Annotated in this window: 27 protein-coding genes; 16 read left to right on the forward strand and 11 right to left on the reverse strand. The window is 70.3% G+C overall.

What is annotated here, in order from left to right:
- Window positions 1–22: 22 nt before the first annotated feature.
- The gene (locus NVV32_RS11700) at window positions 23–643 is read left to right on the forward strand and encodes a TetR/AcrR family transcriptional regulator (RefSeq protein WP_422390274.1); all 621 of its coding nucleotides are present in this window, start codon (window positions 23–25) and stop codon (window positions 641–643) included.
- 45 nt (window positions 644–688) lie between these two features.
- Window positions 689–913: a DUF3107 family protein gene (locus NVV32_RS11705; RefSeq protein ID WP_191931541.1), complete on the forward strand. Its 225-nt coding sequence runs from the start codon at window positions 689–691 to the stop codon at window positions 911–913.
- A gap of 154 nt (window positions 914–1,067) precedes the next feature.
- On the opposite strand, the gene NVV32_RS11710 is transcribed toward NVV32_RS11705, so the two are convergent.
- The gene (locus NVV32_RS11710) at window positions 1,068–1,904 is read right to left on the reverse strand and encodes a ferritin-like fold-containing protein (RefSeq protein ID WP_422390275.1); all 837 of its coding nucleotides are present in this window, start codon (window positions 1,902–1,904) and stop codon (window positions 1,068–1,070) included.
- Window positions 1,905–2,080: 176 nt separating this feature from the next.
- On the opposite strand from NVV32_RS11710, the gene NVV32_RS11715 reads away from it, so the two are divergent.
- The 4 genes from NVV32_RS11715 to NVV32_RS11730 all read left to right on the forward strand — a co-directional run bounded on the left by NVV32_RS11715 (window position 2,081) and on the right by NVV32_RS11730 (window position 7,084).
- On the forward strand, window positions 2,081–2,527 hold the full coding sequence (locus NVV32_RS11715) for a YdeI/OmpD-associated family protein (RefSeq protein WP_422390276.1): 447 nt from the start codon (window positions 2,081–2,083) through the stop codon (window positions 2,525–2,527).
- Between the two features lie 108 nt (window positions 2,528–2,635).
- The gene (locus NVV32_RS11720) at window positions 2,636–4,120 is read left to right on the forward strand and encodes an RNB domain-containing ribonuclease (protein WP_422390277.1); all 1,485 of its coding nucleotides are present in this window, start codon (window positions 2,636–2,638) and stop codon (window positions 4,118–4,120) included.
- A 297-nt stretch (window positions 4,121–4,417) separates the two neighbouring features.
- Entirely contained in the window at window positions 4,418–6,199 is a 1,782-nt protein-coding gene (locus NVV32_RS11725; RefSeq protein WP_422390278.1) for a DEAD/DEAH box helicase, read from the forward strand.
- A gap of 6 nt (window positions 6,200–6,205) precedes the next feature.
- Entirely contained in the window at window positions 6,206–7,084 is an 879-nt protein-coding gene (locus tag NVV32_RS11730) for a DNA-methyltransferase (RefSeq protein ID WP_422390279.1), read from the forward strand.
- A 62-nt stretch (window positions 7,085–7,146) separates the two neighbouring features.
- Here NVV32_RS11730 and NVV32_RS11735 read toward each other — a convergent pair whose 3' ends face one another.
- Window positions 7,147–7,989 (reverse strand): PHP domain-containing protein, encoded by an 843-nt coding sequence (locus NVV32_RS11735; protein WP_055768604.1) that lies wholly within the window; start codon window positions 7,987–7,989, stop codon window positions 7,147–7,149.
- A 51-nt stretch (window positions 7,990–8,040) separates the two neighbouring features.
- On the opposite strand from NVV32_RS11735, the gene NVV32_RS11740 reads away from it, so the two are divergent.
- Both NVV32_RS11740 and NVV32_RS11745 read left to right on the forward strand, forming a co-directional pair.
- Window positions 8,041–8,283: a hypothetical protein gene (locus NVV32_RS11740; RefSeq protein ID WP_055768601.1), complete on the forward strand. Its 243-nt coding sequence runs from the start codon at window positions 8,041–8,043 to the stop codon at window positions 8,281–8,283.
- Complete coding sequence (locus NVV32_RS11745; protein WP_422390280.1) at window positions 8,280–9,860, forward strand: aminopeptidase P family protein; 1,581 nt, start codon at window positions 8,280–8,282, stop codon at window positions 9,858–9,860. Before NVV32_RS11740 ends, NVV32_RS11745 begins: the two co-directional genes overlap by 4 nt.
- 111 nt (window positions 9,861–9,971) lie before the next feature.
- Here the strand turns inward: NVV32_RS11745 and NVV32_RS11750 are convergent, their stop codons facing one another.
- Window positions 9,972–10,898 (reverse strand): general stress protein, encoded by a 927-nt coding sequence (locus NVV32_RS11750; RefSeq protein ID WP_422390281.1) that lies wholly within the window; start codon window positions 10,896–10,898, stop codon window positions 9,972–9,974.
- Window positions 10,899–11,070: 172 nt separating this feature from the next.
- Here NVV32_RS11750 and NVV32_RS11755 point away from each other — a divergent pair, with 172 nt between their 5' ends.
- From NVV32_RS11755 to NVV32_RS11765, 3 genes are read left to right on the forward strand one after another with little or no spacing between them, the layout of a single operon-like run.
- Complete coding sequence (locus NVV32_RS11755; protein ID WP_422390282.1) at window positions 11,071–12,354, forward strand: magnesium transporter MgtE N-terminal domain-containing protein; 1,284 nt, start codon at window positions 11,071–11,073, stop codon at window positions 12,352–12,354.
- Entirely contained in the window at window positions 12,347–12,946 is a 600-nt protein-coding gene (locus NVV32_RS11760) for a DUF1003 domain-containing protein (RefSeq protein ID WP_055769318.1), read from the forward strand. Before NVV32_RS11755 ends, NVV32_RS11760 begins: the two co-directional genes overlap by 8 nt.
- Entirely contained in the window at window positions 12,943–14,085 is a 1,143-nt protein-coding gene (locus NVV32_RS11765) for an Mrp/NBP35 family ATP-binding protein (RefSeq protein WP_422390283.1), read from the forward strand. Before NVV32_RS11760 ends, NVV32_RS11765 begins: the two co-directional genes overlap by 4 nt.
- A gap of 15 nt (window positions 14,086–14,100) precedes the next feature.
- On the opposite strand, the gene NVV32_RS11770 is transcribed toward NVV32_RS11765, so the two are convergent.
- The 3 genes from NVV32_RS11770 to sigE form a co-directional block, all read right to left on the reverse strand.
- A complete protein-coding gene (locus tag NVV32_RS11770; RefSeq protein WP_422390284.1) occupies window positions 14,101–14,517 on the reverse strand; it encodes a Sec-independent protein translocase TatB in 417 nt (138 codons plus the stop codon).
- Between the two features lie 132 nt (window positions 14,518–14,649).
- Window positions 14,650–15,636 (reverse strand): anti-sigma factor family protein, encoded by a 987-nt coding sequence (locus NVV32_RS11775; protein WP_422390285.1) that lies wholly within the window; start codon window positions 15,634–15,636, stop codon window positions 14,650–14,652.
- A gap of 5 nt (window positions 15,637–15,641) precedes the next feature.
- Window positions 15,642–16,289: an RNA polymerase sigma factor SigE gene (gene sigE / locus NVV32_RS11780; protein ID WP_055768584.1), complete on the reverse strand. Its 648-nt coding sequence runs from the start codon at window positions 16,287–16,289 to the stop codon at window positions 15,642–15,644.
- 316 nt (window positions 16,290–16,605) lie between these two features.
- Here sigE and NVV32_RS11785 point away from each other — a divergent pair, with 316 nt between their 5' ends.
- Window positions 16,606–17,244 carry an O-methyltransferase gene (locus NVV32_RS11785; protein ID WP_422390286.1) on the forward strand — a complete coding sequence of 213 codons (639 nt, stop codon included), beginning with the start codon at window positions 16,606–16,608 and terminating at the stop codon, window positions 17,242–17,244.
- Between the two features lie 52 nt (window positions 17,245–17,296).
- Here NVV32_RS11785 and NVV32_RS11790 read toward each other — a convergent pair whose 3' ends face one another.
- The 5 genes from NVV32_RS11790 to NVV32_RS11810 form a co-directional block, all read right to left on the reverse strand.
- Window positions 17,297–17,464, reverse strand: a complete 168-nt coding sequence (locus NVV32_RS11790) for a DUF3117 domain-containing protein (protein ID WP_082471292.1) — start codon at window positions 17,462–17,464, stop codon at window positions 17,297–17,299.
- 164 nt (window positions 17,465–17,628) lie between these two features.
- Window positions 17,629–18,891 (reverse strand): hypothetical protein, encoded by a 1,263-nt coding sequence (locus NVV32_RS11795; RefSeq protein ID WP_422390287.1) that lies wholly within the window; start codon window positions 18,889–18,891, stop codon window positions 17,629–17,631.
- Window positions 18,888–19,526: a DNA-3-methyladenine glycosylase I gene (locus NVV32_RS11800; RefSeq protein ID WP_422390288.1), complete on the reverse strand. Its 639-nt coding sequence runs from the start codon at window positions 19,524–19,526 to the stop codon at window positions 18,888–18,890. The genes NVV32_RS11795 and NVV32_RS11800 overlap by 4 nt, the downstream gene beginning before the upstream one ends.
- A complete protein-coding gene (locus tag NVV32_RS11805) occupies window positions 19,523–19,996 on the reverse strand; it encodes a DivIVA domain-containing protein (RefSeq protein ID WP_422390289.1) in 474 nt (157 codons plus the stop codon). The genes NVV32_RS11800 and NVV32_RS11805 overlap by 4 nt, the downstream gene beginning before the upstream one ends.
- A 35-nt stretch (window positions 19,997–20,031) precedes the next feature.
- A complete protein-coding gene (locus tag NVV32_RS11810) occupies window positions 20,032–20,895 on the reverse strand; it encodes a TIGR00730 family Rossman fold protein (protein WP_422390290.1) in 864 nt (287 codons plus the stop codon).
- A gap of 117 nt (window positions 20,896–21,012) precedes the next feature.
- Between NVV32_RS11810 and NVV32_RS11815 the strand changes: the two genes are divergently transcribed.
- From NVV32_RS11815 to NVV32_RS11830, 4 genes are all read left to right on the forward strand, one after another.
- A complete protein-coding gene (locus tag NVV32_RS11815; RefSeq protein ID WP_055768573.1) occupies window positions 21,013–21,789 on the forward strand; it encodes an amino acid ABC transporter ATP-binding protein in 777 nt (258 codons plus the stop codon).
- Window positions 21,790–21,848: 59 nt separating this feature from the next.
- The gene (locus tag NVV32_RS11820; RefSeq protein ID WP_422390291.1) at window positions 21,849–22,688 is read left to right on the forward strand and encodes a glutamate ABC transporter substrate-binding protein; all 840 of its coding nucleotides are present in this window, start codon (window positions 21,849–21,851) and stop codon (window positions 22,686–22,688) included.
- 77 nt (window positions 22,689–22,765) lie between these two features.
- Entirely contained in the window at window positions 22,766–23,443 is a 678-nt protein-coding gene (locus tag NVV32_RS11825) for an amino acid ABC transporter permease (RefSeq protein WP_055768566.1), read from the forward strand.
- On the forward strand, window positions 23,440–24,309 hold the full coding sequence (locus NVV32_RS11830; protein WP_055768564.1) for an amino acid ABC transporter permease: 870 nt from the start codon (window positions 23,440–23,442) through the stop codon (window positions 24,307–24,309). The genes NVV32_RS11825 and NVV32_RS11830 overlap by 4 nt, the downstream gene beginning before the upstream one ends.
- Window positions 24,310–24,353 lie beyond the last annotated feature (44 nt).

Genomic DNA, 24,353 nt, shown 5'->3' on the forward strand with positions numbered 1-24,353 from the left:
CCCCAGGACCCGAGGATTCCCCGTGAGCGCCGACCCGAGCACCGCAGGAAAAGCCGTCCGGCTGCCGCGGGACGAGCGACGTCGGCAACTCCTGGCGGCAGCGCAGGAGGTGTTCGTCGGCAACGGCTACCACGGGGCCGCGATGGACGACATCGCGGTCGCGGCCAAGGTCAGCAAACCCGTGCTGTACCAGCACTTCCCCGGGAAGCGGGACCTGTACCTCGCCCTGCTGGACAGCCACCTGGCCGAGCTCACCCAGCTGCTCCACGACGCCCTGCGTTCCACCGACGACAACAAGCTGCGGGTGCACGCGACGATGCGTGCCTACTTCCAGTTCATCGCCCAGGACAGCCGGGCGCACCGGCTCGTCTTCGAGTCGGACATCAGCAACGAGCCCGACGTCAGCAGCAGGCTCGAGGAGTTCAACGCGCAGTTCGCGAGCGCGATCGCCGGCGTGATCGCCGGCGACACCCAGCTCTCGACGGTGGAGGCGACGCTCCTGGGCCGGGGCCTCGCCGGGATGGCGCAGATCAGCGCCCGCTACTGGCTCGAGACGGATGGCAGCCTCGACATCGATGCCGCCGCGGAGCTGATCTACCGTTTAGCTTGGCGCGGAATCAGCCGCTTCCCCAAGGAGATCTAGAGTAGGTTCGAAGCAGTAACGCTCACTACACAGGAGGCATCCGCCGTGGAAGTCAAGATCGGTATCCAGAACGTCAACCGGGAGATCGTGCTCGAGTCCTCCGAGAGCGCCGACGCCATCGCCGACCTCGTCGCAGCAGCCATGGGCGGCGGTTCCGAGCTCCGCCTGAAGGACTCCAAGGGTCGCCAGGTCATCGTCCCGACCTCCGTCCTCGGGTACGTGGAGATCGGCGCCGAGGAATCCCGCCGCGTCGGGTTCGGCGCCCTCTAGCACTCCTGATCCTCGTCCGACGAGAACCCGCGGCCCCGGTCATCGGCCGCGGGTTCTCGTGTGTCCGGCCCCTGTCGGGAGCTGTGCCGGGGCGAGGCAGGGTGCGGACGGCGCGGCGGGCACCGGTGCCCGGTCCCTCGACCGGCGCCGGGCGTCAGGCCGTGAGGCCCAGCGCACTCATGCGCCGCGAATGGTTCCTCGTGAGCTGCGAGAACAGGGCGGTGGTGTGCTGCGTGTGGTCGGCCTCGTTGGCGAAGAGCAGTCCCGCCAGGTACTCCCGCTCGATCCCGACGCGCTGAGCCTGCGTCAGGGCCTCTCCCACGAGCCTCCGCCCCCAGAGCGCGAGCCGGGAGGCGAGCCGCGGATCGTCCGCCAGGGCCTCCTTCAGGCGCCGCTGGAGGTGCGCGGCGCCGTCGCCCGAGTCGATCGCGCCGATCAGGTCACGGGTTCTCGGGTCCAGGCTGTCGGCGAGCGCCCGGTAGAAGTCGCCGGAGAAGGCGTCGATGACATAGGCCTTCATCAGGGACTCGTACCAGTCGCCCGGGCGGGTGCGCTCGTGGAAGGCATCGACCGAGGCCTGGAACGGCGCCATGGCGTCCTCGATCGTGACGCCGAGACCGGCCACGAACCGGCTGACCAGCTCGAAGTGCTCGAACTCGAGGACTGCGAGCCGCCCGAGGCTGGCCCGGTCCGCGAGGCTGGGCGAGAAACGGGCATCGGAGGAGAGTCGCTCGAAACCGGACAGCTCACCGTAGGCGATGACACCGAGGAGGTCGGTGACGAAGCTCGCGTAGCGGGGGTTGCCGAGTGCGTCGTCCGCGGCACTCGCCGGCAGCTGCCCGGCATCGGCCGGGACCGATGCATGCCGCGCACCGGGTCCAGCCGGTGACGTCGGCGCACCGGCGCCGACAGATGCTCCGGCAGACCGGTCCTGCGTCCGGCCCGTATCGGTCGCGGAAAGGGCCGTGCTGTCGGAGGAGCCGTTGTTCATTCTGCTAAGAGTACGCACTCCGGGGGGTCCGGCAAGCGCGTCCGAGGACCGTGTGCGGATCCCTCTGTCCCCGGCGCGCCGAAGCGGTCTAGGATCATCACCTCCGGACCGTGGCGGGTGATCATCGCACGGACGGGCGAGGCTCCGGCAGGATGCCGGGCGGAAGGCAGGACCAGATGGATTTCTCGGGTGTCCTCGAGCTCTCGGGCCGCACCGCGACCGGCATCGAGGTGCCCGAGGAGGTCCTTGCTGCGCTCGACGGCGGACGGCGCCCGCCGGTTCGGGTGACGCTCGGCTCCTACACGTTCCGCACCACCGTCGGTTCCCTGAACGGCCGCGCGATGATCCCCGTCAGCGGGGATCACCGCGCTGCCGCAGGGTTGACCGCGCGCCAGACCGTGCACGTCCGCCTCGAACTGGACCTCGCCGAGCGGACGGTCGACGTGCCGGAGGATCTCGCCGTCGCCCTGTCGTCGGATCCGCGGCTCGTCGCCGCGTTCGACGCCCTGTCCGTCAGCCGGCGGAAGGCCCTCGTGGTGCCGATCGAGCAGGCCAAGGGGGCGGATACACGGACGCGCCGCGTCGCGAAGGCCGTCGACTCCCTGCGCCCGCCGACCGACTGACGGCAGGATCCGGACGCCCGCGCGCCCCGGCCGACACCGGACAGGGTCCGCAGCGCCACCGGGCCGTGCTCGCACCGGATGTCTGTGACGTGCATTACCCTGAGCCCTGTGCCAGCACAGCATATGGATCTGAGGGACCGGGAGTCCCAGCAGCGCCTCACGGAGTCGCTGCGACTCCTGCGCGAGGAACTCGACATCAGGGAGGACTTCCCGGCCGACGTGCTGCGGGAGGCGGAGGAGGCGGTTGCCGCGCACCGCCCGCCGAGTGCAGACCTCCGTGACCTCCCGTTCCTGACCATCGACCCGCCGGGGTCCACCGACCTCGACCAGGCCGTCCATCTGGCCCGCCTCCCGGAGCCCGCGGGCGGGTTCGAGGTCTGGTACGCCATCGCGGACGTCCCGCTGTTCGTTGCTCCGGGCGGCGCGATCGACGCCGAGGCACGGCTGCGCGGACAGACGATGTACGCTCCGGACGGCCGCATCTCACTGCATCCCGAGGTCATCTCCGAGGACGCCGCAAGTCTCCTGCCCGAGGAGGACCGGCCCGCCTTCGTCTGGCACTTCCGGCTGGACGCTGCCGCCGTCGTCCGATCGGTGACGGTCGAGCGGGCCGTGGTGCGCAGCCGCCGCCAGCTCACCTATGCGGAGGTCCAGGCGGACGTGGACGCCGGCAGGGCGGACGCGCAGGCCGATCTCCTGCAGGAGATCGGCCTGCTCCGCATCCAGCAGGAACTCGACCGCGGCGGAGCCAGCCTCAACCTCCCCCGCCAGGAGATCATCCACGACGGCGAGAGCTACAGCATCCTCACCGAGCCGGCGCTCCCCTGCGAGGACTGGAACGCCCAGATCTCGCTCATGACGGGCATGGCGGCCGCGCGCATGATGATCGACGGCGGCATCGGCGTCCTGCGCACCATGCCCGAGCCCGACGACGGCGCGCTCGGCAAGTTCCGGCGGCAGTCGGAGGCGCTCGACCACCCGTGGCCCGAGGACCTCCCCTACGGCGCGTTCCTCCGCACGCTGGACGTGACCGATCCCCGGCAGCTGGCCCTCATGCACGCCGCGGCCTCGCTCTTCCGCGGCGCCGGCTACACGGCCTTCGACGGCGAGGTGCCCGAGGCCGTCGTCCAGTCCGCCATCGCCGCCCCGTACGCGCACACCACCGCTCCCCTGCGCCGGCTCGTCGACCGCTTCGTCCTCGTGATCTGTGCATCGCTCTGTGCAGGCGAGGAGGTGCCCGCCTGGGTGCGGGACGTCCTTCCCGACCTCAACGCCCTCATGGCGTCGTCCAACCAGACGGCGTCACGCCTCGACTCCGGAGCAATGGACGCCGTGCAGGCCGCGCTGCTGAGCAACCGCATCGGCGAGGCGTTCTCCGCCGTCGTCCTGCAGGCCTCCCCACCCGCCGTGGCGGACGCACCCGGGAAGCAGGCACCGCGGCTCTCGGGCACGGTCCAGGTCACCGAGCCGCCGCTGGAGGCGAAGTGCTACGGGGAGCTGGTGGCGGGAGAGCGCGTGACGGTGGTGCTCCTCGAGGCGGACATCGCCCGCCGGCGCCTCCGCTTCGAGGTCAAACCCACTGACGCGCGGTGACCCCGCACCCGGCGCGGCGTGCACGCGCGGGCGATGACACGCTCCCGGGGGCGGGCAGGGTAGGCTTGGAGCGTAGTAATGGATGCCCGGTCGTTATCCCTCTTCGATAACCCGCAGTACCTACTCGATCCCGAGTTTTCCCGCGGGCGCAGGTCTCCCTCCGCAGCCCGCACGCAGTTGCAAGCCCGCGATCGGCTTCCACTGGACGCCCTGCGCCCGCCGATACGCTCCGCACCGGATGGACTCCATCCGGGCGTCGAGCCTCAGCGGCCGTACGGCCTGAATGAACGGTAGAACGTGCACAACACAGATCACGACACGAACAGTTCCCCCGCGGCCGACGCCCACCACCTCGTCGCCGACAACTCCGAGGACGCCATCGACGTCGAGGAGACGCTGGTCACCACCGAGGAGCCCCACGCTCCCGTCGCGGAGACCTTCGCCGACTTCAACGTCCGCCCGGACATCGTGGAATCCCTCGCGGATGCGGGCATCACCCACCCCTTCCCCATCCAGGCGATGACCCTGTCCATCGCGCTCGGCGGACACGACATCATCGGCCAGGCCAAGACCGGAACCGGCAAGACGCTCGGCTTCGGCATCCCGGCGATCCAGCGTGTCGTCGGGCCGGACGACGCCGGCTACGAGAAGCTGCCCGTCCCCGGTGCACCGCAGGCCCTCGTCGTCGTCCCCACGCGCGAACTCGCCGTGCAGGTGGCAGGTGACCTCACGACGGCGGCGAAGAAGCGCAACGCGCGCATCGTCACCATCTACGGCGGGCGTGCCTACGAGCCGCAGATCGAGGCCATCAAGAGGGGCGTCGAGATCGTGGTCGGGACCCCCGGCCGCCTGATCGACCTGTACCGGCAGAAGCTCCTGGTCCTGAAGAACGTCAAGATCGTGGTGCTGGACGAGGCCGACGAGATGCTGGACCTCGGGTTCCTGCCCGACGTCGAGACCCTCATCGCCGCGACGCCGCCGGTCCGCCAGACACTCCTCTTCTCCGCGACCATGCCCGGCCCCGTCATCGCGATGGCGCGCCGCTACATGACCCAGCCCACGCACATCCGGGCAGCGGACCCCGAGGACGAGGGCATCACCAAGAAGGACATCCGGCAGGTCATCTACCGGGCTCACAACCTCGACAAGGCCGAGGTCGTGGCCCGGATCCTCCAATCCCGCAACCGCGGCCGGACCATCATCTTCTGCAAGACCAAACGCACCGCGGCGAAGCTCTCCGAGGAGCTCATCGACCGTGGCTTCGCGGCCGGCGCCATCCACGGCGACCTCGGCCAGGGAGCCCGCGAGCAGGCCCTGCGCGCCTTCCGCGGCGACAAGATCGACGTGCTCGTCGCCACCGAGGTCGCTGCCCGCGGCATCGACGTCGAGGACATCACGCACGTCATCAACTACCAGTGCCCCGAGGACGAGAAGGCCTACCTGCACCGCGTGGGCCGCACGGGCCGCGCCGGCAAGAAGGGCACCGCGGTCACCTTCGTCGACTGGGACGACGTGCCCCGCTGGGGCCTGATCAACAAGGCGCTCGGCCTCGACGCGCCCGAGCCGGTCGAGACCTACTCGTCGTCGCCGCACCTGTACACCGATCTGGACATCCCCGTGGGCACCAAGGGCCGGCTGCCCCGCAAGGACCGCAAGCTCGCCGGGATCAACGCCGAGACCCTCGAGGACCTCGGCGAGACCGGCAAGCGTGGCGGCGGGCGCCCGGACGGCGCCGGTGGTGCCGCGGGCGCGGGCGGTCGCGGACAGAGCCGAGACGGCGGGCGGGGTGGCCAGAGCCGCGACGGCGCAGCAGGCGGACAGCAGCGCGACTCCGGCAGGGGCTCGCGAGGCCGCGGCCGCGGCGGCCGCGGAGCGGACAGCAACGGTCCCGCCGAGTCGACGTCGTCCGCTGCAGCACCCGCAGCGACCGGGGCAGCCGACCCCGAGGGCGGACGCCGCCGTTGTGCCGCCGACGCCGTGTCCGGCGAGACGGCTGCGGGCGACCGCCCCCGCCGGAGCCGCACGCGCCGCCGCAACGGCGAGGTCGTCGGGAACCCTGCCGGCGGCTCGGAGGACTAGTCCTCGGTGACGGAACTTCCTGCGCCGTCCGTGTTTCCCGTGTGGAGCGCGGACGGCGCCAATCTCGTGGTCCACGCCGATAACGCCCAGTACCTGCCCACCCTGCCCGATGCGTCGTTCAGCATGATCTACGTCGATCCGCCGTTCAACACCGGCCGTGCGCAGCGGCGGCAGCAGACCTCGATGGTGCGGGCGGCCCCGGGGTCAGGTGACCGCGTGGGCTTCAAGGGACAGTCCTACTCGACCGTGAAGGGCATCCTCGCGAGCTACGACGACGTGTTCGAGGACTACTGGGACTTCCTCGCCCCGCGGCTCGCCGAGGCCTGGCGACTCCTCGCCGCCGACGGCACGCTCTACGTGCACCTCGACTACCGCGAGGTGCACTACGCCAAGGTGATGCTGGATGCCCTCTTCGGGCGCGACTGCTTCCTGAACGAGATCATCTGGGCCTATGACTACGGCGCCCGGGCGAAGCGGAAGTGGCCCGCGAAGCACGACAACATCCTCGTGTACGTGAAGGACCCGGCCGGGTACCACTTCAGCAGCGACGAGGTGGACCGGGAACCCTACATGGCTCCCGGCCTCGTGACGGCGGAGAAGGCGGCGCTCGGCAAGCTGCCCACCGACGTGTGGTGGCACACCATCGTGTCCCCGACCGGCCGGGAGAAGACCGGATATCCCACGCAGAAGCCGGAGGGGCTGCTGCGGCGTGCCGTCGCCGCGAGCAGCCGCGAGGGCGACTGGGTCCTGGACTTCTTCGCGGGGTCGGGGACCCTGGGCGCCGTCGCCGGTAAGCTCGGCCGGCGCTTCGTCTGCGTCGACAGCAATCCGCAGGCCATCGGGATCATGGAGCGGCGCCTGGCCCCCTGGACCGGAGCACCCTAGCCGGTCCACCGGGCATCCGTCCTGCAGGCCGCTGGTGCCCGGAGGGCGGACCGGAACGCCCGTCAGCCCGCCCGGGTCCCGGTGGCCAGACCGATGATCGCCTCGAGGGTCTCCGCGCTCGTCACGTTCTCCCCGAGCAGGTTCGGCTTGCCGGTGCCGTGATAGTCGCTGGAGCCGGTCACGAGCAGGCCGTTGTCGCGGGCGATGCGCCGCAGCTCGACGCGGGCGCCCTCCGGGTTGTCCCGGTGCTCCACCTCGAGGCCCAGGAGTCCGGCGTCGATCATCTCGTCGATGACGGCGCCGCCCACCACGGCCCCGCGGTTGAACGCGGACGGATGCGCGAAGACCGGGACGCCGCCCGCCTCGCGGATGAGCGCGACGGCGGCTGCCGGATGCGGTGCGTAGTGGCTGACCCAGTACGGCGACCGCGCGGTCAGGATGCGCTCGAAGGCCTCGGACCGGCTCGTCACGATCCCGAGCGCGATCAGGGCATCGGCAATGTGCGGACGTCCCACGGTCGCGCCCTCGGTCACGTGCTCCTGCACCAGTTCCCACGTGATCGGGTAGTCCTCGGACATGAGCTCGACCATCCGGCGGGCCCGCGTGAGGCGTGCGTGCCGCGACTTGGCGATCTCCTCGCCCAGCCCGGCGTGCAGCGGATCGTGCAGGTAGGACAGGACGTGCACGCTGATGCCGGTGTCCGTGCGGCAGGAGACCTCCATACCCGGGACGAAGGTGATTCCCAGTGCGCCGGCCGCGGTGAATGCCCTGCTCCACCCCGCGGTCGAGTCGTGGTCGGTCAGCGCGACGGCGTCGAGGCCTGCGGTCGCGGCGGAGGCGATCAGGACGTCGGGGGCCTCGGTGCCGTCCGAGACGTTGGAGTGCGTGTGCAGGTCGATTCTCACCGGATCCAATCTACGCGCCGGGAGGGGGCAGCTCCTGTCGACTCCCCGGCGGTGTTCGGCGATGAGCAGGACGAGCTTCCCCGCGGCACGCCCCTCCTCGCTCCTGCGGTGATCGTCCGCAGCGGCCGCTCGACGACGCGGCCCGCTGTCCTGCCCGGACGATGGCGATCGCGATCGTCGTCGTGGGGTGTCCTGTCGCTGTCGTCCCTGCTGCTGCTCCACACCTCGGCGCCCGGACTCCTCAACGGCCCGACTTTCCTGCCATGCCGCCCCGGTGAGACGATGACGGGGTGAGCACCGACGACACCGCACCCGCAGGCCTGAATCCCACCGACTCCCCCGAGGGCCAGCCCCTCTCCGATCGGAACGAGAACCGCTCGCAGCGGCCCGATTCCGACGCCTTCAAGGCCTTCATGGCCGGCGACTGGGCCCGGTCCTCGGAGGAGCTGCCGCCCGAGGCGCCCGTCGCCGCGCACGCCGCCCGACGCCGGCGTGCCGTCTCCGACCGCTTCCCCGGCGAGCGCCTGGTGATCCCGGCCGGCCCGTTCAAGGTCCGCTCGAACGACACCGACTACCGGTACCGCCCGCACTCCGGGTTCGCCCACCTGACGGGCCTCGGCCTCGACCACGAGCCGGACGCCGTCCTCGTCCTCGAGCCCGTCGATCCCGGGACGGGCGACGACGGCGGCCACCACGTCGCCACGCTGTACTTCCGCGAACTGGCGGGACGGGACAGCGCGGAGTTCTACGCCAACGCCCGGTACGGCGAGTTCTGGATCGGCCAGCGGCTGTCCATGGCGCAGATCAGGGCTCAGCTCGCCCTCGAGACCGCGGACCTCGGCGACCTCGAGGTCGCCATCACCCAGGACGCCGGTGTGGTCGAGATCGGCGGAACCGGGATCCGCCTGCTCCGGGAGGTGGACCTCAACGCCGACGCCCTCGTGGACACCTCACGCATCAACACGGGGGTGGACCTGGAGAAGGCCGACGCCCTGGACGCCGTGCTCGCCGAGGCCCTGTCCGAGCTGAGGCTCATCAAGGACGCCTGGGAGATCGAGCAGATGGAGGCCGCCGTCGCGGCGACCGTCAGCGGATTCCACGAGGTGGTCCGCTCCCTCCCCCGCGCCATCAGCCACCCCCGCGGCGAGCGCGTCGTGGAGGGCGCCTTCTTCACGCGGGCCCGGGAGGAGGGCAACGACCTCGGCTACGACACCATCGCGGCCTCCGGCAACAACGCGACCACCCTCCACTGGATCCGCAACACCGGGCAGGTGAAGGCCGGGGAGCTCCTGCTCCTCGACGCCGGCGTCGAAGCGGAGAGCCTGTACACCGCAGACATCACCCGGACCCTTCCCGTCAACGGCCGGTACTCCGACGTCCAGCGGAAGGTCTACCAGGCGGTGCTCGACGCGGCGGACGCCGGCTTCGCCGCAGCGCAGCCCGGCCGGAAGTTCCGTGAGATCCACCTCGCCGCCGTCACCGTCCTCGCCGAGAACCTCGATGCCTGGGGACTGCTGCCGGTCACGCTCGAGGAAGCGCTCGCGGATGAGGGCCAGCACCACCGACGGTGGATGCCGCACGGCACCAGCCACCACCTCGGCATGGACGTGCACGACTGCGCCCAGGCGAAGCGGGAACTGTACCTGGACGGCGTGCTGACCGAGGGCATGGTGTTCACGATCGAGCCCGGCCTGTACTTCAAGGACGAGGACCTCGCCGTGCCCGAGGAGTACCGGGGCATCGGCGTGCGGATCGAGGACGACATCCTGATGACCGCCGACGGGCCGGTCAACCTGAGTGCCGCCCTCCCGCGGAAGCCCGAGGACGTGGAGGACTGGATGGCCGGGATCTGGGGCCCATCCGGGGAGTAGTCGCGGGCCCCGGCGCCGGGGGGACAGGAAAGGCAGGGACCGCGGGGTCCCTGCCTTTTCGTTCTCTCGCTTCGATCGACGCCGACTCGTCGGCGTCGATCGCACCCTCGACTAGCGCGGTCCGCCGACCGCCGAGGAACCGGAGCCGGCCGGACCGTCGCCGTCCCCGGGCGCCTGCGCGCCCTGCTGGTGCGCTCCCGGCCCCTCGGTGCCTGCGGCGGAACCATCGGCGCCGACCTGCGTCCCGTCGGGGCCGGGCATCGCACGTCCGGCCGGATCCTCGACGCGGACCCCGTACTGGGGGCGGCCGTCGGGCAGGTCCGGGAACTGTCCGCGCCGCGGTCCGGTGGTGCCGGGTCCGGCCGTCGAGCCCGTCGCCTGACCCTCGACGTCCGCGGGCTGCGCCTGTCCGGGCTGCTGCTGGGGCTGCTGGGTGGGGAACGGATCGTTCCAGGACGCTGGTCGCTCCGGTGCCTGTCCCTGCTGGGGTGGTTGCTGCCCCTGGCCCCACGCCGCCGGGTTGCTGCCGGGATGCTGGGCCTGACCGTTCATGGGCAGCTGCTGCAGCAACCGGCGCGCCTCACCGGCGAGGCTCGGCTCGACGAGGAGGTCGTAGCTGGTCGCGACCACTTGGCTCGTCGAGGTGAAGTCCCGCTTGCCGCGCTGGAACGCGTAGGTGATGACGCCGAAGAGCAGCCAGAAGATGGCCCCGAGGAGGATCGAGGACGGTACCGTGCTGACCATGTCGCTGTTCGCGAACAGGCTCAGGATCAGGCCGACGAACAGTCCGAACCAGGCGCCGGACAGCGCACTGCTCAGGGCCACGCGGGGGTAGCTGAGGCGCCCCGTGACCCGCTCCACGGCCTTCAGGTCGTTGCCCACGATCGCGACGCGCTGCACGGCGAACTTGTTGTCGGCGAGGTAGTCCACGGCCTTCTGCGCATCGAGGTAGCTGGTGTACCGCCCGATCGTCTCGCCGGTGGGCAGCACGCGGCCCAGGTCGCGGGAGGCAGTTGTTCCGAGAGGTGGTGTCGACATGCTCCCCATTCTTGCGTACCACCGCCGTCCGTGGGGGCGGTATCGCCGGGAGTGAACTGGCAGTTCGCCCGGTGTCCGCCGCACGCCTGCCGGGAACGCGCCGGACGACCGTCCGGGCGTCGCACGGCCGCAGGATGCCACCCGGTCGTGTGCCGCCCGATAGCCTAGGGCGGTGACTACCAACCCGACCCGCGTCTTCGTCGCCCGGCTCCTCGGCCTCGACGTCTTCGACCCCCTTGGTGACCGCCTCGGGCGTCTCCGTGACGCCGTGGTACTCGACCGCGGTCCGGGCAAACCGCCGCAGGTGATCGGCCTCGTCGTCGAGGTGCCCGGGAAGAAACGCGTCTTCGTCCCCATGACCCGGATCACCTCGATGGATCCGTCGCAGATCATCTGCACCGGCCTGGTCAACCTGCGCCGGTTCGAACAGCGCGGGGCGGAGATGCTCGTGGTCGCGGAGCTGTTCGACCGCCGGCTGACGCTGCGCGACGGCAGCGGGAACGCGGTCGTCGAGGACGTCGCGATGGAGCGCAACCGCGCGGGTGACTGGCACGTGTCGCAGCTCTTCGTCCGACGAGGTGGTTCGACCTCCCCGCTGCGCGGGCTGCGGCGCGGCGGTGAGCGCATCATCATCGACTGGCTCGACGCCTTCCACGGCGCCACCGACGAGCCCCAGGGGGCCACGCAGTTCGTCGCCCAGCACGACGACCTGAAAGCGGCCGACTTCGCCGACGCCCTGCACGAGATGAACGACAAGCGCCGCATCGAGGTCGCCGGGGAGCTGCAGGACGACCGCCTCGCCGACGTCCTCCAGGAACTGCCCGACGACGACCAGGTGCAGATCCTGACCTCGCTCACCCGGGAGCGGGCGGCCGACGTCCTCGAGGAGATGGACCCGGACGACGCCGCCGACCTCCTCAACGAGCTGCCCGAGGCCCAGAAGGAGGAGCTCCTCCAGCTCATGGAGCCCGAGGACGCCGAGGACGTGCGCCGCCTGCTCGAGTACGAGGAGGACACCGCGGGATCCCTCATGACGACGGTCCCGGTCATCCTGCCGCCGGAGGCCACCGTGGCGGAGGCCCTGGCGCACGTGCGCCGGGAGGAACTCACACCTGCCCTCGCCTCCTCGATCTTCGTCTGCCGCCCACCGCTCGAGACGCCGACGGGCCGCTACCTGGGCGTCGTGCACATCCAGCAGCTCCTCCGCTTCCCCCCGCCCGAGCCGCTCGGCAACATCATCGACACCGGTCTCGAGGCGGTGGGCGATCAGGCGGACGTCAGCGAGGTGTCGCGCATCCTCGCGACCTACAACCTGAACTCGCTGCCGGTCGTCAACACCGAGGGGCGCCTCGTCGGCGCGGTGACGGTCGACGACGTCCTCGACCACCTGCTCCCGGACGACTGGCGGGCGCAGGACGATGCACCGGAACCGAAACGGGGTGGCCGCCGTGGCTGAGAAGATGAGGTCTAGCTCCCGGGGGCTGGACACGCCCAAGGAGACGCGGAAGCGGTTCCTCAACCGCCCGCGGCCGAACCCCGACCGGTTCGGCAGCGCGACGGAGAATTTCGCGCGGTTCATGGGCACACCGCAGTTCCTGCTCTACATGACGGTGTTCTGCATCATCTGGCTGTGCTGGAACACCTTCGGTCCGGCGGGCCTCCGGTTCGACAGCGCGGCCCTGGGCTTCACGGCACTCACCCTCATGCTGTCCCTCCAGGCCTCCTACGCCGCCCCCCTGCTGCTGCTCGCCCAGAACCGGCAGGACGACCGCGACCGCGTCTCCCTGCGGCAGGATCGGCAACGGGCGGAACGCAACCTCTCGGACACCGAGTACCTCACCCGCGAGATCGCTGAGCTGCGCATCGCCCTGCGGGAGGTCGCCACGCGCGACTACGTCCGGTCGGAGCTGCGGTCGGTCCTCGAGGAACTGCTGGAGACGACGGACGGCCAGGAGCTGACCCTCCACAAGCGCAAGCCACGGAAGCCCCCGGAGAACACCGTGGCCATGCCCAAGGTCCAGTCGGCCGGGAGGAAGCCCGTCCGGTGAGCAGCGACCTTCCCGTCGGCGGGCCCTCGGAGGACGCCGTCCACGCCGCCCTCGCCACGGTGATCGATCCGGAACTGCGCCGCCCCATCACCGAACTCGGCATGCTCGACACGGTGTCCGTCGAGGGGGCGACGGTGCGCATCCGCGTCCTGCTCACCATCGCCGGGTGCCCGCTGCGCGACACCATCGTGCAGGACACCGAGGCGGCACTGTCCGCCGTCCCCGGCGTCGGGCGGGTCGAGGTCGACCTCGGCGTGATGGACCAGGAGCAGCGCGATGCCCTCAAGGAACGGCTGAAGGGCGCCGGCGGCCGCCGGGGCATCCCCTTCAACGATCCTGGCTCACTGACGCGGGTCTACGCCGTCGCGAGCGGAAAGGGCGGCGTGGGCAAGTCCAGCGTCACCGTCAACCTGGCGGTCGCGATGGCCGCACAGGGGCTCCGTGTGGGCATCGTCGACGCCGACGTGTACGGGTTCTCCGTACCGGCACTCATGGGGATCACCCAGCAGCCCACCCGCGTGGACGAACTCATCCTGCCGCCGGTCGCCCATGACGTGAAGGTCATCTCGATCGGCATGTTCGTCGAGGGCAACCAGCCCATCTCCTGGCGAGGGCCCATGCTGCACCGTGCACTCGAGCAGTTCCTGACGGACGTCTACTTCGGCGACCTGGACGTCCTGTTCCTCGACCTGCCGCCGGGCACGGGCGACATCGCGATCTCGGTGGCCCAGCTCCTGCCGACCTCGGAACTGCTCGTGGTGACCACTCCGCAGGGCGCCGCGGCGGACGTGGCGGAGCGCGCAGGGGCGATGGCGGCGCAGACCGGCCAGGGGGTGGCGGGGGTGATCGAGAACATGTCGTGGCTCGAGTCGCCCGACGGCACCCGGCTCGACCTCTTCGGGAGCGGCGGGGGTGGGGCGGTGGCGGGCCGCCTGACGGCGACGCTGGGAATCGACATCCCCCTGCTCGGCAGCATCCCGTTGGACGTCGCCCTCCGGCAGGGCGGGGACGACGGCGTCCCCCTGGTCCTCGACCACCTGGCATCCAGGGCGGGTATCGAACTCGTGCGGATCGCCGGCGCCCTGGCCCGCCGTCCGCGCGGCCTCGACGGACTGAGGCTGAACGTCACGCCACGGTAGGCGTGCACGCAGGGCTCAGGTCGCCTCGAGATCGTAGGGGGCGGCCTGTCCTGCTTCGAGACGCGGCCCGAGGGGAACCGTCACGGCAGGTCGGGCAGAAGCGAGTGCGGCGGCAGCGGGCGCGGCGGCGGCGACAGGCTTCGGGGCACCCTCGCTGACCGGCTTGAAGACGTCCTCGATGTCGTCGAGGAGGGCTTCCTTGATGATGCGCCGCGGGTCGTACTGGCGGGGGTCGAGCTTGCGCCAGTCGACCTCGTCGAGCTCCGGTCCCACTTCCTCCCGGAGCTGCTCGCGTGCTCCGCTGGCCATGCGGCGGAGGCCCTTCACGAGCCGAGCGAGCTGGGCGGCGTACTCCGGAAGGCGCTCCGGGCCGAGCACCACGACGGCGATGATCGCCAGGACCACGAGTTCGAGGCCGTTGATTCCCAACACCTGAAAAGACTACCTTCCCGCCCGGAGGCCCGTCACCGTCACGGGTGTCCCCGCGGTGGGACCCCGCCATGCATCGCCGACGATTTACCGGACCGTCGTGCCCGAGTCATCCGACCGGCCGGTGGACCGCGGCTAGTGGGAGCTTCCCCCGGGGTGCGTGATCATCGACAGTCCCCGGACGATCCGCTCCATCATCGATTCCTCCTGGCGGGGTGGAGTCACGGCCAGCTGGGCGTGCTCCGTGGTCACGAGCTGGCTCAGTGTCTGCGGCATGGCGGCGGCAGGCATCGAGGACACCACGGTGTACGTGACCGTCGGGGAATCCAGCACCACCTGCCACGGCTCGCCCGAGCGCACCCACAGGTCGCGGTCGGCTCCGCCGACGTGCTCGAAGCCGTCGGCCGTGACGACGCGCCCTGTCACGGCGCTGAAGGGTGCAGCCGCACCCCCGCCCTCGTCGCCGACCTTCCTCTGTTCGTAGACCGTGACGGTGGAGCCGTCGTTCTCGAGGGTGAGCTCGAGCGTGGGCCTGCCGTCCACCGTGATCCCTTCGGCGCTGCTGAGCGTGAACCCGAGCGATTCGAGCTCCGGGCAGTACCACCCTCCGGCTCGGAGGGTGTCCAGCTGCTCGGCGTCGAGGGTCGTCGGGGTGCGCGGCGCCACCGACTCCCAGCCTGCACGGAGTGCGGTGGAGCCGTCGGCCGCCTCGATCGTGGTGGAGGCGGCCTCGGACCCGACGATATAGGCGCTGCCGAGGATCACCCCGGCCACGACGACGGTCCCGCCGGCTGCGGCAACGGCGGTACGACGGCGCCGGTGGGGCTCGGTCCGCTCGTGATGGTCCCGGACGAACGCAGCACTCGATCCTGCCCGGTCCTCACGCCGCTGGAACCGCGGAGGAGCCTCGACCGCGGCGGTGGGAGCCAGCAGTCGTCGCTGGAACTCCGGGTCGGGTACGGGCCTGTGCAGGCCGAGCAGGGCACTCTTGAGGGCGCGGAGCCTGGACACGGACGCAGCGCACGCGGAGCAGCGGGCGACGTGGCGCTCGACGCCGATCCGGCGCCGGTCCGGCAGTTCGCCGTCCACGAGGTCCTGCAGGAGGCGACGGGGGTGAAGCACCGTCCCTAGCCCAGACCGGCGATCCGCGGGACGCCCAGGGCAGTGCCGCTTCCTCCGGTGGGTCGCGGATCGCGGTGGGCAAGCTTCTCGCGGAGCATCGTGCGGCCACGGTGGATGCGCGAGCGTACGGTGCCGAGCTTGACCCCCAGCACCTGTGCCACCTCGTCGTACGCCAGGCCTTCGAGGTCACACAGCACGACGGCGGCCCGGAAATCCGGGGGGAGCTCCTCGAGCGCCGACTGCACGTCGATGTCGAGGTTGTTGAACTCGAAGCTGCGCTCGGGGCCGGGGTGCTTGCTGGGGAGGCGGCTCTCGGCCTCCTCCGTCAGGCCGTCGAACCGGATGCGGGTCTTGCGCCGCGCCTGGTCGAGGAAGAGATTGGTGGTGATGCGGTGCAGCCAGCCGTCGAGGGTGCCCGGCTTGAAGTTCGCGAGGGACCGGAAGACCCGCACGAAGACCTCCTGCGTGAGGTCCTCGGCGTCGAAGCGGTTCCCGGTCAGGCGGTAGGCCAGGCGGTAGACCTTCGGCGAGTAGTTGGTGACCACTTCTTCCCAGGACGGGGCCACCCACGGGTTGCCGTGCTCATCGAGGATGGGATCGTCCGCCACTGCGGACCCACCAGCGGGCTGTGCCGCCTTCACGCTGGACATCATCTACCCCTTTTCGCCGCGTATCCCGATCGGGCCACCACGCCGATGCCCATGCAGCAGGCGGTGGTATCAGGGATTCGGGACCGTGCTCGTGCCGGATGCCCCGAGTTCGAAGTCTTTCGCACCAAGCTGGGAGGTAGCTGGCAGGCCGGCGTGTGTTCATTCCGGGTATCGGCTTCGCTGTCGGTTACTCTCCGGCTCATCGGCGAACGGTCCGGAACGGCCGCCCGCATGGAAGTGCGAGCAGCCCAGACAGTAGTGTTGGGGCGGGGCTCCGGCCTCCGACAGTCCCCCTTATCCCAGAACAGAACGGATGCCCATGGCCGCCGACAAACACAGCAGCTGGTCCTACACGGAAGGGCTTCCCGACGAGGACGACATCCTGCTCCGTGCCCGCGACAGGTCCCATGAGCTGGGCGTCTCTCCGGTGACACCTGCAGTCGGCGCTGCCCTAACCGTGCTGGCGGCTGCCTCGAAGGCGACGACGGCGGTCGAGGTCGGCGCGGGTGCCGGCGTCTCGGGGGTCTGCCTCCTGAGGGGGCTCGGACGGAGCGCCGTGCTGACCACGATCGATTCCGACGTCGATCATCTCCGGGCGGCTCGGGAGGCCTTCGCGGAAGCGGGCATACCCTCCAACCGGACCCGCACCATCTCGGGGCGCGCCGCGGACGTCCTGCCCCGGCTGACGGATCGCGCTTACGACCTCGTCTTCATCGACGCCGACAAGGCGGGACTCCCGGCGTACGTGGAGCAGGCGATCCGCCTGCTGAAGGACGGCGGCATCCTCATCGTCAACGATGCCCTCGACCAGGACCGCGTGGCGGAACCCGCCGTCCGAGAGCAGTCGACCAACACGCTGCGGCAGGTGGGCCGGATGGTCCGAGACGACGATTCCCTCGTCTCGGCACTCCTCCCGACCGGCACGGGACTCCTCCTCGCCGTCAAGCAGAGGGCCTGACCGCGAAGAAGGCCTGATCGCGAAGCGGGGGCGGCGGGTGGACGGAGCGGTGTCAGCCGGTGACGGTGAGCAGGCAGTCCTTGAGGTTGCCTGCCTCTTCCGCGTTGAGTTCCACGACCAGGCGTCCGCCGCCGTCGATGGGTACCCGCATGATGAGGCTGCGCCCCTCCTTGGTGACTTCCATCGGTCCATCGCCGGTACGCGGTTTCATGGCAGCCATAGGGGTGTCCCTTTCAACAGGGCGCAACCGCGGTCAGCGGTAGCGCGACAGTAAACGGTGCTCCGTCCCGTCGACCCGGTGAGAGGCCCGGCGGTGCACGTCATCCCCTTCATTATTCAGCACAAGCCCTGCTCCTGCTAATTCGGGTGCGGCGTGGATCACACTCAGGGTGGATAATCCCCGTTCGATCCCGTGGGAGTCCAGCCCCACAGCGAGTCGACCCAGAGGAACTGCAGGACCGCCGAGAGCGGCAGGAGCACCCAGAGGATCCTGCCTCGCTGCAGTGACGCAGCGGCGAGGGCGAGGGGGAAGAGCGGCACGAGGATGCGCCAGGTGCTGGACTGCGGGTCCCAGAAGGCCGCGAGGTACAGCAGGTAGGCGGCGCACCACGCATTCAGGACCAGCCCGAGCGACCGGACGGGGCGCGCGGAGAACAGTCCGATCCCGCCGAGAAGGAGCGCCAGGATCACGAGGGACGCCGCTGCCGGCCCGATGAGGGCCGCCGGGTTCTCGAACCACGGGAGGAAGGGGGTGAGCGCCTCGCCACGCCACGCGGTCTCGGTGGCGACGTAGGCGTCGCGCCGACCCGTCGCGATCCAGGCGATGAGGGGCCAGGCCACGGCGGAGAGCGACGCGACGCCACCGAGCAGCAGCAGGGGCAGGATCCGGCCGGCCGATTCCCTCCGGAGCACCGGATCCGCCCCCGCGCGGCGCCAGGTCCACACCTCGTGGACGAACAGGACGCCGAGGGCCAGCGCGAACGGCACTCCCGCCGGACGGGACAGGCACATGAGGACGACGACGGGCATCGCCGCGTAGTACCGGTGCGTCGACACGAGATGCAGCGCGGAGGCGAGGAGCAGGAGGTGCAGGGATTCGGCGTAGGGGACCTGCAGGATCGGCGAGACCGGGGCGAGCGACACGACCGCGACACCCGCGAGCGCGGTGCGGTGACCGGCCCGCAGCCGGAACAGCCGATAGATCACGAGGGCCGCGCCCGCAGCGGCGAGCCACGCGACCAGCGGAGCGAGGACGCCCCAACCGAGGCCCGTGACGACGTCGAGGCTGCGGACGATACCCGGGTACAGGGGGTAGAAGGCCCACTGGTTGTGCGTGACGATGCCGAAGAGGTCCGTGGGCAGGTCCGTCGGATAGCCCTCACGGAAGATGCGCTCGTACCACCCGCTGTCCCAGTAGTTGATGAAGGTGCCGTAGGCGGGCGCGGGCCCGGACCAGGGACTTGCCCCCTGGCGGGATGCAGCGAGGAGGAGGATCGCCGTGCTGACGAGGCGCCCCGCGAGGAAGAGCACGAGCACCTGGACGGACCAGTGCGCGAGAAGCCGGGACACGACGGTCCCGCGCCCGCTCCGTGCGACGGGAGCGGGGCCGGCCGCCGTCGCCGTGTCGGTCCGTCCGCGGCTGATCACGGGCGGCGCGCCCCCGTGGCCGCGCTGCTCCCCGGCACGATCGCGGGGGCGGCGTCGGACAGTGCATCGCGCACCCAGCAGTCCTGGAGGTGGTCGTCGACGTAGCCCGTGGCCTGCAGCATGGCATAGGCCGTCGTCGGGCCGACGAACCGGAAGCCGAGACCGCGGAGCGTGCGGGCGAGGGAGGTACTCTCCGGCGTGATGGCCGGGACGTCCGCGAGGGTGGCCGGAGCGGCGACCTGCGCAGGGCGGTGGGCGGCGAGGACCGAGCCGAGCGTCGTCCCGGCGGGCAGGGCGAGGAGCGCGCGGGCGTTCGAGACGGTCGCCTCGATCTTCTGGCGGTTCCGGACGATGCCCGGGTCGGCGAGGAGCCTCTCGATGTCCGCCTGGCCGAAGGCGGACACGGTGCGGGGCTCGAACCCGGCGAACGCGGAGCGGAAGGCCTCGCGCTTCCGCAGGATGGTGATCCAGCTGAGGCCGGACTGGAACGCCTCGAGGCTCAGCCGTTCGAAGAGTGCCGTCTCGCCCGTGACCGGCCGCCCCCACTCGAGGTCGTGGTACCGCTCGTACTCCGCACTGGACACGGCCCAGCCGCAGCGCAGGCGACCGTCCGACCCCGGGACAGCCCCGCTCACCGGCGTCCGTCCCGTCCCGCGAGCTCGGCCCGCAGGGCCCTGATCGTGGCGTCCCTGGCCTCGAGCGCGCTCGAGAGTCGATCGAGGACCTCGTCCACCTGGTCCATCCGGTACCCGCGCAGGCCCAGTCCGAACCGCACGGCATCGACGTCGGTCCCCGACGGATCATCGGGCAGCAGGACCGGCGGGAGGCTCGCCACCGGCTCGACCAACCCGAGTCCGTCTCTTCGTGCCGAAGGGTCCTCGTCGCTGCCCGGCGTCAGGAGCCGGCTGTCGTCGTCACCCGTCGGGGTGCCCGCCGGGTCCCGCCCGGCCGCGTCGTCGGGCCCGTCCGCGGCACGGCGGAGGACGGACGGCTTCGCCCGCCGGGCGCCCCGGGGCCGCCGGACCGCCGGCACCTCCCGACCGGACGCGAGGAGCGCCGTGGCACCCACCAGCACGATGGCGAGGATCACCAGGAAGATAGTCACACGGCAATGGTGCCAGAGGCGCGCCCGCGTGAAGCTCAGGAAGTGCCGGAACGGCCGGCGGACGCCGCGACGATCCGGACGGCCTCCTCCGCCGTGTCCACGAGGTGGAGAAGGGACAGATCCTTCTCCGAGATGGTCCCCTCCGTGAGCAGGGTGCCCCTGATCCAGTCGAGCAGCGGCCGCCAGTAGTCGACGCCGATCAGGACGATCGGGAATGACGTCACCTTGCCCGTCTGGACCAGCGTCATGGCCTCGAACAGCTCGTCGAGCGTCCCGAAGCCGCCGGGCAGGACGACGAAGCCGCTGGCGTACTTGACGAACATCGTCTTGCGGGCGAAGAAGTACCGGAAGTTGATGCCGAGGTCCACCCACTCGTTCATGCCCTGCTCGAAGGGCAGCTCGATGCCGAGCCCCACGGAGACTCCCCCGGCCTCGCACGCACCCTTGTTCGCCGCTTCCATGGCACCCGGTCCGCCGCCGGTGATGACCGCGTAGCCGGCCTCGACCAGACGCCGGCCCACCTCCTCCCCGATACCGTAGAAGGGGGAGTCGCGGGCCGTCCGGGCGGAGCCAAAGACGCTGATGGCCGGGCCGAGGTCGGCCAGGGTGCCGAACCCCTCGACGAATTCGCTCTGGATCCGCAGGACCCGCCACGGATCCGTGCGCGTGAAGGCACCGGAATCCGGCGCGTCGAGCAGGGTGTTGTCGGACTGCGGCCCGGTCGCCTGTCCGCGGCGCAGTTCCACCGATCCCCGACGACGCGTGGCCTGTGACGGCCCGGGGGGACGTGCCTCACCGGACGCGCGCGACGGCGCCGCGACGGACGGATCCGCGACGTCGTCGTCCGCTGCCGGGAGCCACGCGTCACCGGATGCCGAAGGGTGCTGGGAAGGAGACATTTCCCTAGGCTAACCAGCGAGCGGCACACGCTGCGGATTTGGTTGCTCTTGAATCACAATCGGCGCCGCCGGGCTGCTCCGTCTTGCTGAGGAGGAATAGTTCGCTACATTTCTCCCATGACAAGTGAAGCGCAACCGTCTACGCCTGCGTCCTCGACACGTCCCCTCGTCTCCCTCCGCAAGGTCAACAAGCATTTCGGCGACCTGCACGTGCTCCGCGACATCGACCTGGACGTCGCGCGCGGCGAGGTCGTCGTGGTGATCGGTCCCTCGGGCTCCGGCAAGTCGACGCTGTGCCGGGCCATCAACCGCCTCGAGACCATCGACGACGGGGAGATCACCATCGACGGCAAGGTGCTCCCGGCGGAGGGCAAGGAACTCGCGAAACTGCGCGCCGACGTCGGCATGGTGTTCCAGTCCTTCAACCTGTTCGCGCACAAGTCGATCCTCGAGAACGTCACCCTCGGCCCCGTCAAGGTCAAGGGTATGAAGCCCGGTCCCGCCAAGGATCTCGCCATGTCCCTGCTCAAGCGCGTCGGCGTCGACAACCAGGCCCAGAAACTGCCCGCGCAACTGTCCGGCGGCCAGCAGCAGCGCGTGGCCATCGCCCGCGCCCTCGCCATGCAGCCCAAGGTGATGCTGTTCGACGAGCCGACCTCCGCCCTCGACCCGGAGATGATCAACGAGGTCCTCGACGCGATGGTCGCCCTCGCCAAGGAGGGCATGACGATGATCGTCGTCACGCACGAGATGGGCTTCGCCCGACGTGCCGCCGACCGCGTGATCTTCATGGCCGACGGACAGATCATGGAGCAGGCGACCCCGGAGGAGTTCTTCACCAACCCCCGGAGCGACCGCGCCAAGGACTTCCTGGGCAAGATCCTCTCCCACTGATCCCCCTACATCACCACTCGCACCCAAGGCCTTCCGGGGCCGCAACACAAGGAGCACCCATGCAGAAGACCCGATACGCAGCAGCCGCGGTGGCCGCGGTGGCCGCACTGACACTGTCCGCCTGTGGTGGCGGAGACAGCGCCGAGAGCGAGGGCGGCGAGTCCGGCGGCGAGATGGTCCGCATCGGCATCAAGTTCGACCAGCCGGGCCTCGGCTACGACGAGGGCGGCACCTACTCCGGCTTCGACGTCGACGTCGCGACGTACGTGGCGAACGAACTCGGCTTCGGCGAGGACCAGATCGAGTTCGTCGAGGCGCCGTCGGCCAACCGCGAGAACCTGCTCTCGAACAACCAGGTCGACATGATCTTCGCGACCTACTCCATCACGGACACCCGCAAGGAGACCGTCGACTTCGGCGGGCCGTACTTCGTGGCCGGCCAGGACCTGCTCGTCCCGACCGACAGCGACATCACCGGGCCCGAGGACCTCGAGGGCAAGAACCTCTGCTCGGTCACCGGCTCCACCTCGGCGCAGAAGATCAAGGACCAGTACCCCGGTGTCCAGCTCGTCGAGCAGCCCGGCTACGCCGAGTGCGTCACGGCGATGGGTGGCGGCCAGATCGACGCCGTCACCACCGACGACATCATCCTCGCCGGCCTCGCCGCGCAGGAGGCCAACGCCGGCAAGTTCAAGGTCGTCGGCAACACGTTCTCGGAGGAGAACTACGGTGTCGGCCTGCCGAAGGGCAGCACCGAGCGCTGCGAGGAGGTCAACGCGGCCATCACGAAGATGATCGAGGACGGCGCGTGGGAGGACGCGATCACGAGCAACACCGAAGGGGCCGACTACGAGTTCAACGCGGATCTCAACCCGCCCACCCCGGCGCCCTGCGCCTAGCATCACTCCCATGGGTGGGGTGGTCCGCACGGACCGCCCCACCCGTGCCATGTTCCCCACCAGGAAAGAGGTGAACCGTGGAGAACTACCTGTCGCTGTTCGAGACCTATGACGTACCCGCCGCGTTCTGGGTCAACATCCAGCTGTCGTTCTGGGCGGCCATCTTCGCGCTCGTCATCGGTACGGTGCTGGCCCTATTCCGCATCTCCCCGATCCCGAGCCTCCAGTGGTTCGGGGCGGCGTACGTCAACATCTTCCGCAACACGCCGCTGACCATCATCCTCGCGTTCGGTTTCCTCGGCCTGTTCTCCGTCATGCAGATCAGCCTGGCGAGCGATCTGAACGCGAGCCTGTTCCGGATCGCCATCCTGGGCCTCGCGCTCTACCACGCGGCCTTCGTGTGCGAGGCGATCCGCAGCGGCGTCAACACCGTCCCGCTCGGCCAGGCGGAAGCCGCCCGGGCCATCGGCCTGAGCTTCCTGCCCGCCGCGCGCCTCATCATCCTGCCGCAGGCGTTCCGTGGAGCCATCGCCCCGCTCGGGAACGTGCTGATCGCGCTCATCAAGAATTCGACGGTCGCCGCCGCGGGGTCCGTCGCCACGGAGTCCTCCGGACTCATGAAGACCATGATCGAGTTCCGTTCGGACCTGGTCATCCCCATCTTCCTCACGTTCGCCCTCGGGTTCGTGATCCTGGTGATTCCCATCGGGCTCCTCACCACGTGGGCCTCACGCAGACTGGCGGTGGCACGATGAGCGCGCAGCAGGTCCTCTTCGACGCACCGGGTCCGCGCGCGCGGCGTGTCATCCTCATCGGCAACATCGTGGGTGTCCTCGTCGCCGTCGCCGTCCTCGCCTGGATCCTGTCGGCACTGGCCGGCAAGGGCCAGCTCGCCGCGAGCATGTGGACACCGTTCCTGGAGTCCCGCACCTGGGAGTTCTTCATCCTCCCCGGTCTCGTGAACACCCTGAAGGCCGCAGGGATCTCGATCGTCACGGCCGTCCTGTTCGGCCTGATCTTCGGCGTGGGACGCCTGTCCCACTCCGCACCGATCCGCGCGGTCGCCGGTTCCGTCGTCGAGGTGCTGCGGGCCGTACCCGTCCTGCTGATGATGATCTTCTTCTGGCTCGCCCTCGGCAGCTCGGGCGCCGTGAAGCCGCAGGACGCGCCCCTGATCGCCGTCGTCGTCGCGCTCACGCTCTACAACGGCTCCGTGATCGCCGAACTCGTCCGCTCCGGCGTCCACGGCCTGCCCCGGGGCCAGCGCGAGGCGGGCATGGCGATCGGCCTGACCCGCAACCAGTCGCTGCGGAACATCGAGGTGCCACAGGCACTCATCGCGATGCTGCCGGCGCTCGTCAGCCAGTTCGTGGTGATCCTGAAGGACTCGGCGCTCGGCTTCATCATCACCTACCCCGAACTGCTGCAGTTCACCCGTCGGCTCGGCGTCGGAGAGGGCAATGTCATCCCCTCGCTGCTCGTCGCGGCAGCGATCTTCATCCTCATCAACTTCGCGCTGTCGACCCTCGCGACCCGGCTGTCGGTCCTCCTGAGCTTCAGGACGAAGGGCCGCAAGCCCGTGGCGCCCGGCCCCCTCGTGCCGGAGGCGGCCGCCACCTGACACACACCACGCTGCGGCGACCGGCCTGTCCTGCCGGGCACGCA

Source organism: Arthrobacter sp. N1 (assembly GCF_048288285.1).
In the GTDB taxonomy this organism is placed as follows: domain Bacteria; phylum Actinomycetota; class Actinomycetes; order Actinomycetales; family Micrococcaceae; genus Arthrobacter_D.